Annotated in this window: 6 protein-coding genes; 1 reads left to right on the top strand and 5 read right to left on the bottom strand. The window is 70.0% G+C overall.

What is annotated here, in order from left to right; translation table 11 throughout:
* Positions 1-276: 276 nt before the first annotated feature.
* Entirely contained in the window at positions 277-504 is a 228-nt protein-coding gene (locus AB0M70_RS13515; RefSeq protein WP_160507629.1) for a hypothetical protein, read from the top strand.
* Between the two features lie 169 nt (positions 505-673).
* Here the strand turns inward: AB0M70_RS13515 and AB0M70_RS13520 are convergent, their stop codons facing one another.
* From AB0M70_RS13520 to AB0M70_RS13540, 5 genes are all read right to left on the bottom strand, one after another.
* Complete coding sequence (locus AB0M70_RS13520; protein ID WP_365819632.1) at positions 674-1,504, bottom strand: serine protease; 831 nt, start codon at positions 1,502-1,504, stop codon at positions 674-676.
* A gap of 174 nt (positions 1,505-1,678) precedes the next feature.
* Complete coding sequence (locus AB0M70_RS13525; protein ID WP_365819634.1) at positions 1,679-3,223, bottom strand: RNA polymerase sigma factor; 1,545 nt, start codon at positions 3,221-3,223, stop codon at positions 1,679-1,681.
* Positions 3,224-3,642: 419 nt separating this feature from the next.
* Positions 3,643-4,530, bottom strand: a complete 888-nt coding sequence (locus AB0M70_RS13530) for a FadR/GntR family transcriptional regulator (protein ID WP_365819636.1) — start codon at positions 4,528-4,530, stop codon at positions 3,643-3,645.
* Between the two features lie 162 nt (positions 4,531-4,692).
* Positions 4,693-6,657: an ATP-binding cassette domain-containing protein gene (locus tag AB0M70_RS13535; protein ID WP_365819638.1), complete on the bottom strand. Its 1,965-nt coding sequence runs from the start codon at positions 6,655-6,657 to the stop codon at positions 4,693-4,695.
* A 246-nt stretch (positions 6,658-6,903) separates the two neighbouring features.
* Positions 6,904-7,665 carry an NUDIX hydrolase gene (locus AB0M70_RS13540; protein ID WP_365819640.1) on the bottom strand — a complete coding sequence of 254 codons (762 nt, stop codon included), beginning with the start codon at positions 7,663-7,665 and terminating at the stop codon, positions 6,904-6,906.
* Between the last annotated feature and the right edge of the window lie 481 nt (positions 7,666-8,146).

The raw sequence follows: 8,146 nt of genomic DNA on the forward strand, positions 1-8,146 counted from the left end.
TGAAGCGCACGTCACGTTCCCTTCCAGGCATGAACCATTTAGGCTCCGGGCACGTCCTCATGAACAACCGGCAACCCAGCCGGTGGACGACCGACCTGACAGACAGCGCGAAACCGTACGACACGTTAGAGACGTAATACGGCACATTCGCCGCCAACCGGCAGCAGACAGCCGCCTCGGAAAAAACTTCGAGGAAAAGCCACGAGCGGGAACGTTTTCGGCCTGGTTGGATGTTGACCCTGGTACGACAGCTCGTCGAGCTAGAGAAGAGGCGACGTGACTACTGTTCTGACCCCCGCGAGCCCCCTGACGGCCGCTGATCGCTGCGACCGCTGCGGCGCCCAGGCATACCTGCGCGTCGTCCTGTTGAGCGGCGGTGAACTGCTCTTCTGCGCCCACCACGGCCGCAAGTTCGAGCCGGAACTCAAGAAGATCGCCGCTGAGATACAGGACGAGACGGAGCGGCTGACGGCCGTCCCGGAGACCAACGACGAGGATCGCTGACACCTCGCACCCACGACGAGCGATCCGGCGCACGCCAGGCCGGTGACCGGGCGGCCGACCCTGCCAACCCCAGGGTCGGCCGCCCGCTCGCGTCAGAGGGGCACTCAGGCGCCTTCTCGGCGGTCCCTCGCGGCGCCCCACACCCCCCACACGGACAACTCCCGTACTTTCAGCCGCGCGGAGGCAGTGCCCGCGCCGCGCTCGAGACCCGCGTGTAGACCCCGGGGCTTCCGGCCCGTCCACAGCCGCTCCCCCACGACACCAGGCCGATCAGCCGCCCGCGCGCGACCAGCGGGCCACCGCTGTCCCCCTGACAGGCGTCTCGCCCGCCCTCAAGTTCCCCCGCGCACAGCATGGATGCGGCCGAGTACTTTCCGTCAGAATTGCCCGGATAAGCCTCCTGGCAGGTGGCATCAGGCAGTACGCGCACCTGCGCGGAGTGCAACGTTCGCGCGTAGTCGCCCGATCCCGTGGTGTCACCCCACCCGTACACCGTCGCGCGTGTGCCGGGTTGATACGCCTGGTCCCCCGCGGCCGCCATGCCGATGACGTAGCCCTGCGGAAGCGGGCTGGCCAGCGACAGCACCGCGAAGTCGCCGGAGTTCGAGGAACTGTCGTACTCCGGATTGACCTTCGCCTCACGCACCGAGATCTCGCGGCCCTGCGCTCTGCCCAGATCGTCCCGGCCGGCGATCACCTTCAGGTCACTCATCTCGCCCAGCCGTACTCCCAGGACTTCCTCCCCCAGGCAATGGGCCGCGGTGAGGACCGTGGAGCGCCCGACCACCACGCCCCCGCAGAACTGTCCCGAACGCGTACCCCCGAACCGGTCACGGCTGGACAGCGCCACCACCCAGGGGCTGTCGGCCACCCGGACCGGGCCGCCCCCGACGACGACGCTGTCGGCGGCCGCGGGGGTCGTGGAGGCCAACGGCAGCGCCACCACCGGGGCCACAAGGGCCAGCGTCGCCGTGAATGTGCGAGCGAAAGGACGAGGCATGCGATCTCCTCACTCTGGGTTCTCGTGAAACACCCACAGTGATCCAGTGCGTCACGCCCCGCACCCGCGCCACGCGCTTCGGCGTCACGGCGGGTGCGTAACGGCGGCGCGTCGGCATACAGAAGACCCGAGGCCTCCGTGAGGCCCCGGGTCTTCTTCGTGAAGCGCTGGTGACTAGTCGAGGTAGTCGCGCAGGACCTGCGAACGCGACGGGTGGCGCAGCTTCGACATCGTCTTCGACTCGATCTGACGGATGCGCTCACGCGTCACCCCGTAGACCTTGCCGATCTCGTCGAGGGTCTTCGGCTGGCCGTCCGTGAGACCGAAGCGCATGGAGACCACGCCCGCCTCACGCTCGGACAGCGTGTCGAGCACGGAGTGCAGCTGCTCCTGAAGGAGCGTGAAGCTGACCGCGTCGGCCGGAACGACCGCTTCGGAGTCCTCGATGAGGTCACCGAACTCGCTGTCGCCGTCCTCACCCAGGGGGGTGTGGAGGGAGATCGGCTCACGGCCGTACTTCTGGACCTCGATGACCTTCTCCGGGGTCATGTCGAGTTCCTTGGCCAGCTCCTCCGGAGTGGGCTCACGGCCCAGGTCCTGGAGCATCTGGCGCTGCACGCGCGCGAGCTTGTTGATGACCTCGACCATGTGCACCGGGATACGGATGGTGCGGGCCTGGTCGGCCATCGCGCGGGTGATCGCCTGACGGATCCACCAGGTGGCGTACGTGGAGAACTTGTAGCCCTTGGTGTAGTCGAACTTCTCGACCGCGCGGATCAGACCGAGGTTGCCCTCCTGGATGAGGTCCAGGAACAGCATGCCGCGGCCGGTGTAGCGCTTGGCCAGGGAGACCACCAGACGGAGGTTGGCCTCCAGGAGGTGGTTCTTGGCGCGGCGCCCGTCCTCGGCGATGATCTCCAGCTCGCGCTTCAGCTTGGGGGCGAGCTTGTCGGCGTTCGCCAGCTTGTCCTCGGCGAACAGACCGGCCTCGATGCGCTTGGCGAGCTCGACCTCCTGCTCGGCGTTGAGCAGCGGGACCTTGCCGATCTGCTTCAGGTAGTCCTTGACGGGGTCGGCGGTGGCACCGGCCGCGGCGACCTGCTGGGCCGGGGCGTCGTCCTCGTCCTCGTCGGACAGCACGAAGCCTGCCTGGGGACCTTCCTCCGTGGTCTCGCCCTCACCGGGCTTGCCCTTGGCGGTCGTCTCCTCAGTGGCCTCGTCGTCCACCATCTCGTCGTCCTGCTTGGACGTCTTCTTGGCCGTCGCCTTCTTGGCGACGGTCTTCTTGGCGACGGCCTTCTTCGCCGTCGTCTTCTTGGCGGCGACCTTCTTCGCGGGCGCGTCCTCAGCGGCGACATCCACGGCCGACGCCTCGGGGGCGGCGGACGTGGTGGCCGGCTTCGCCGTGGCCGTCTTGGCCGCGACGGTCTTGGTCGCGGTGCGCTTGGCCGGGCTCTTCGCTGCGACGCTCTTGCGGGGGCGTTTCGGCTCCGCGGCACTGACCATCAGCGTCACACCCTCTTCCTCGAGGATCTGGTTGAGGCTGCGCAGAACGTTCTTCCACTGAGTGGCCGGAATCTGGTCAGCTTCGAAGGCACGACGCACGTCATCGCCGGCGATCTGCCCATCAGCCTTTCCCCGCTCGATGAGCGCCATGACAGAGACGGATTCGGCGATCTCCGGCGGGAGCGTACGGGATGTGCTGGCCGACACGAACAACCTCTCGGAACGTTGGAAAACGGCTTCCGGCCCCGTCCATTGTGGACCAGGACCGACGACCGACGACTAGGGATGGGCCGACGGCGCAGGCGGGGCCGGGGAGCTACACAGCGCCGCGAACGACTGCTGTATTCCCTCCTCGGCTATCACCTCTTAGGTCATCGCGCTGCCCCGACGAGCGTTACGCCCAATCTACGTGGCCCGAGTCACACCCCGTAAGCGCTCAAAAGCGGCCAGATACGGTCAGAGGCGTGCAGACCTGAGTCCTGACGGCCCTCCGCCCCGCAACGACCGCGTCGCCGGGTCCCTGCCGGATCCCCGAGGAACCCGCAGAAGCCCGGCGACGCCATCGCGCCAACGGAGTGATGAGGTCGGGCCGCGAGGCGCATCAGCCGGCCGTACGAACGCAGACCCGGCCGTCAGTGCTCACGGGGGGCGGGCACGACGCGCTCCACCTCCGGGTGGACGGTGAGCAGCTGACGCATGGCCGCCTCGGCGCCGGGGCCGTCGCCCGCGCCGAGGGCGTCGGCGATGCGCGAGTGGTGCACGAGGGACGCCTCGGTGGGGCGGTCGCAGCCGGTGATCGGGCCGCCCGAGACCTGGAGCGCGGCCGAGACGATGCCCGACAGGTGCTCCAGCATGCGGTTGCTCGCGAGCTGGATGAGCAGCGAGTGGAACTCCGCGTCGGCGCGGGAGAAGGTGATCCCGTCGCCCTGGCTCAGGGCGTGGCCCATGATCTCGACCATGTCGGCGAGCCGCTGCTGCACCTCCTCGCGGCCGTGGCCCGCGGCGAGCCGCGCGGCGAGGGGCTCGATCGTCCAGCGCAGCTCGCTGAGTTCGCGGCGCTGGTCGTCACGCTGCGGCCCGAACGCGCGCCATTCGATGATGTCCGGGTCCAGGAGGTTCCAGTCGCTGACGGGGCGCACGCGCGTGCCGACGTTGGGCCTGGCGCTGACCAGGCCCTTCGCCTCGAGTACGCGCAGGGATTCCCGGACGACGGTGCGGGAGACCTCGAACCGCTGGCCGATCTCCTCGGGGACCAGCGGGCGGTCGGCTCCGAGGTCTCCGGAGACGATCATCTGGCCGAGCTGCTGGACGAGTTGGCCGTGCAGTCCGCGGCCGCGACTGCCGGCGGTGCGTCGTCCCACGCGGCCGAGGTCGTGGTCGGCACTGTCCCAGGAGGGCGCGACGACGCGGTCGGCACCCGGGGCCTCGGCATAGGGGTAGCGGTCGAGTTCGCCCGGCCCGGCGAGGCCGGAGTCTGCGGAGCGGGCGGCGGTCATCATGGTGTGCGCAAGGGTACTCACGGAACCTTTGTCGGCGTGGCTCCCAAGTCCCTTGAGGTCTTTGGTGAAAAGCACACGAAAGGGTGATCGCTTACCCCACCGCAATTGACGCCTTATCGGAAAGAAATGGACGTTCTGCGGGGGAGTTGTGCGCAGCACGGGAACGGAACCGACGGACGGTTGTCATCGCGTCCTGCTGCGCATCCCGGTGAGCAGATATGCGCAGAGCAGAGCGGTCAGCGACAACGTCAGCGCACTGCCCACAGGTTGAGCGACCATCCGGACTCCACCGGCCAGATATCGCTCGACACCGAAGGGCCACTGCACCAGTGCGAGGTCGCGCAGCCTCCCGGGAAGTCCCGCCGCGGATCGCACAGACGGCCCCTCCAAGGCCTTTTGTACGAGCGGTACGACGACGATCGGCACCGCGAGAACCGCGGCGAGACCGGCGGTCGTGGACCGGAAGACTCCTCCGGCGAGGACCCCCGCCCAGGCGCAGCCACCGACCAGGGCGATCCAACTCACGCTCATCGAAAGCCAGTCGGCGGGAACTCTCGCGACCTCCTCTCCGTATACAAGGTGCAGGAGAGCGGCGTCGGAGAGCAGGACGAGCAGGCCCAGCAGGAGCGCGGTGGCGGCCGCGACGGCCAACTTGGCGCTGAGCAGCCCCAAGCGGCGGGGGACGGTGCCCCGGTCGGCGGCCAGCGCGGGGTGACGGAACTCCTCACCGAAGGCGAGGGCGCCGAGCAGTCCTGCGCCAAGCGCCGCGGGCGGCAAGGGAAGTTCCTGGGGCCAGGCGGCCAGCAGATAGGGCTGCGGCGTGTGACCGCTCCTGGCGAGGAAGACACAGATCACGGCGGAGACGGCGAGCACAGCGGCCGTGGTGAGGTAGCCGGTGCCCACACCGGCGGCGCGGCGCAGTTCGTAGCGCAAGGGGCGCAGGGGGCTGCGGGCAGGGCGGACGGAGATGGGGGGCGGCAAGTGGGATGTCGCCGCGGGGGCCTGCTGGGGGGCGACGGCGGTGGTGGCGGTGGTGGCGGTGACTGGTTCCGTGGTGGCCAGCGGGATGAGGTTCGTGGCCGCGGGGGCGGTCTCAGCCTGGGGCGAGGGGGGTGACGTGTCTGCTGTGGGTGCGGCTGCGGCTGTGTCGGCGGTCCCATGGGCGGGTGCGGGTGCGGGTGCGGGTGCCGGCGCGGGTGCCGGTGCCGGTGCGGGTGCGGGTGCGGGTGCGGGGACTGTTTCGGGAGAAGGCGCGACAGGCTCCGCCGCCGCAGGCCCCGCATCCCCGATCTCGTCGGCGAGTTGGTGGACGAGGATTCCGTGACGGAAGGCTGTCTCCCCGATGTCGGCACAGTTGCTGCCGTACACCGAGAGCCGGTTGCCGTCCTCCTTCACCACCTCGATGGAGCGCTGCCCGGCGCGGGCCTCCTTGGACAGCAGCGTGCCGAGCCGTGCCGCGTGCGGGCTGCGCACCGCGACGCGGGGGCGCAGCCGGGTGCGGGCGAAGTCCCTGGCCTCCTGGTCGGCCACGAGCCGACCCGCTTCCAGCGTCACGACGCGATCGGCGGTCCGCGCGGCTTCCTTGGGGTCGGCCGTGGCGAACAGGACGGTTCCGCCCTGGGCGGCGTGCGCGCGCAGGACCGCGTGCAGCCAGCCGCCCTCACGGGCCGACAGCCCCTCGGCCGGGTCGTCCAGGACGAGTGTGTGCGGGTCGGCGAGCAGGGCGCAGGCGAGGCCGAGACGGCGGTCCATGCCGCGCGAGAGCGTGCCGAGGCGCTGATCGCGAAGGCTCACCAGACCGACGACTTCGAGTACGTCGTCGGCACGCTGGACGGGCACACCCGCGGCCGCGGACAGCATGCGCAGCTGACCTCGGACCGTACGGCCGGGGTGCCCGGGAACCTCGCCCAGGAGGACGCCCACCTCGCGTGACGGATAGGTGATGCGGTGCAGCGGACGCCCTCTGAAGTAGGTGACACCTCGGCCCTGTTGGAGTTCGAGCATGAGCCTCAGCGCCGTCGTCTTACCGGCGCCCTGCGCGCCGAGCAGTGCCGTCACGCGGCCTGTTCGCGCCTCGAAGGACACGTCGTCGACGGCAGGCGGCAGCTCCTGGCGGGGATTGCTGGTCAGTCCGATGGCCTGGATCATCGCTTCTCTCGCGGGATGTGCGACCGCTCGACGGCCAGGGTTCGTCCGCCGGGTCGGGGACGGACGAACCCCGTGGGTACTTCAGCAAGATAACGCGATATTTCTGGCATTTCGGTCAGGGCGTGGGCCGCGGGTGTCCATCAAGCCGCCATCACACCGCCAGACCGACCAGTGATGGGCGGTTGAGGCACAGGTGACGGCAGGGCGACCAGCGGCGCGATCCGTGGCGCGACCTCGGCGCGAGCCTCAGACTTCGGGGCGCAGCATCGGCGGGTTGAGCAGCGTCGCGCCGCCCGCGCGGAAGAGCTGAGCGGGGCGACCGCCCTGGCGCGTGGTCGTGCCGCCCGTGGGGACGAGGAAGCCCGGCGTGCCGGTCACCTTGCGGTGAAAGTTTCGCGGGTCGAGCACCACGCCCCACACGGCCTCGTACACGCGGCGCAGCTCGCCGACGGTGAACTCGGGCGGGCAGAAGGCCGTCGCCAACGAGGAGTACTCGATCTTCGAACGCGCGCGCTCCACGCCGTCCGCCAGGATCTGCGCGTGGTCGAAGGCGAGCGGCGCCGCCTGCTCGTCCTCACGTCCATATCCACCCTGCTTGAGCAGCGCCTCGACCGGCGCCCAGCGCGCGCTGTTCGCGTCGCCGCCGGCCCGCGGGGCGGGGAGGTCGGGAGCGAGCGCGAGGTGAGCGACGCTGACGACCCGCATCCGCGGATCACGCTTCGGATCGCCGTACGTGGCCAACTGCTCCAGGTGCGCGCCGTTCGCCTGGGCCGGGGCGTCCGGGTCGTGCGCGCACAGCCCCGTCTCCTCGACCAACTCGCGCGCGGCGGCCGCCGACAAGTCCTCGTCGTCACGCACGAATCCGCCGGGCAGCGCCCAACGCCCCTGGAACGGCGACTCGCCCCGGCGCACGGCGAGCGCGCAGAGCGCGTGACGCCGTACGGTCAGCACGACCAGATCGACGGTGACAGCAAACGGCGGGAAGGCCGACGGGTCGTAGGGCGACATGCCGCGATCATAGTCGTCTGCCTGACGATAAACAGCTCCTCCGGCATCCGAACCCGGCCGGATTCACCGCCCCTCACATCGGGTTTAGGCCACACCCATCGCAGGTGAGCCACACCGGCCGCGGGTCTCGCGGACCAGCCCTGCGCAGCACCGCCCCCCTGCTCCCCGCGCATCACACCCCCAGCTGCAATCCGTCGGCCGCTTCCTCGACCATGGCGAGGCCGAGTCGGCTGACCCGCACGGAGAACGGGGCACCAGCGACCCGCAGCGCCGTCAGCCCCAGCTCACCCAGGGGTGAACCGGCCGCAGGTCCTCCCCTCGCCGACCATCCCTGCGCAGCACCGCCCCCTGCTCTCCGTACATCACACCCCCAGCTGCAATCCGCCGGCCGCTTCCTCGACCATGGCGAGGCCGAGTCGGCTGACCCGCACGGAGAACGGGGCACCAGCGACCCGCAGCGCCGTCAGCCCCAGCTCACCCA

This window comes from Streptomyces sp. NPDC051214 (genome assembly GCF_040682375.1).
In the GTDB taxonomy this organism is placed as follows: domain Bacteria; phylum Actinomycetota; class Actinomycetes; order Streptomycetales; family Streptomycetaceae; genus Streptomyces.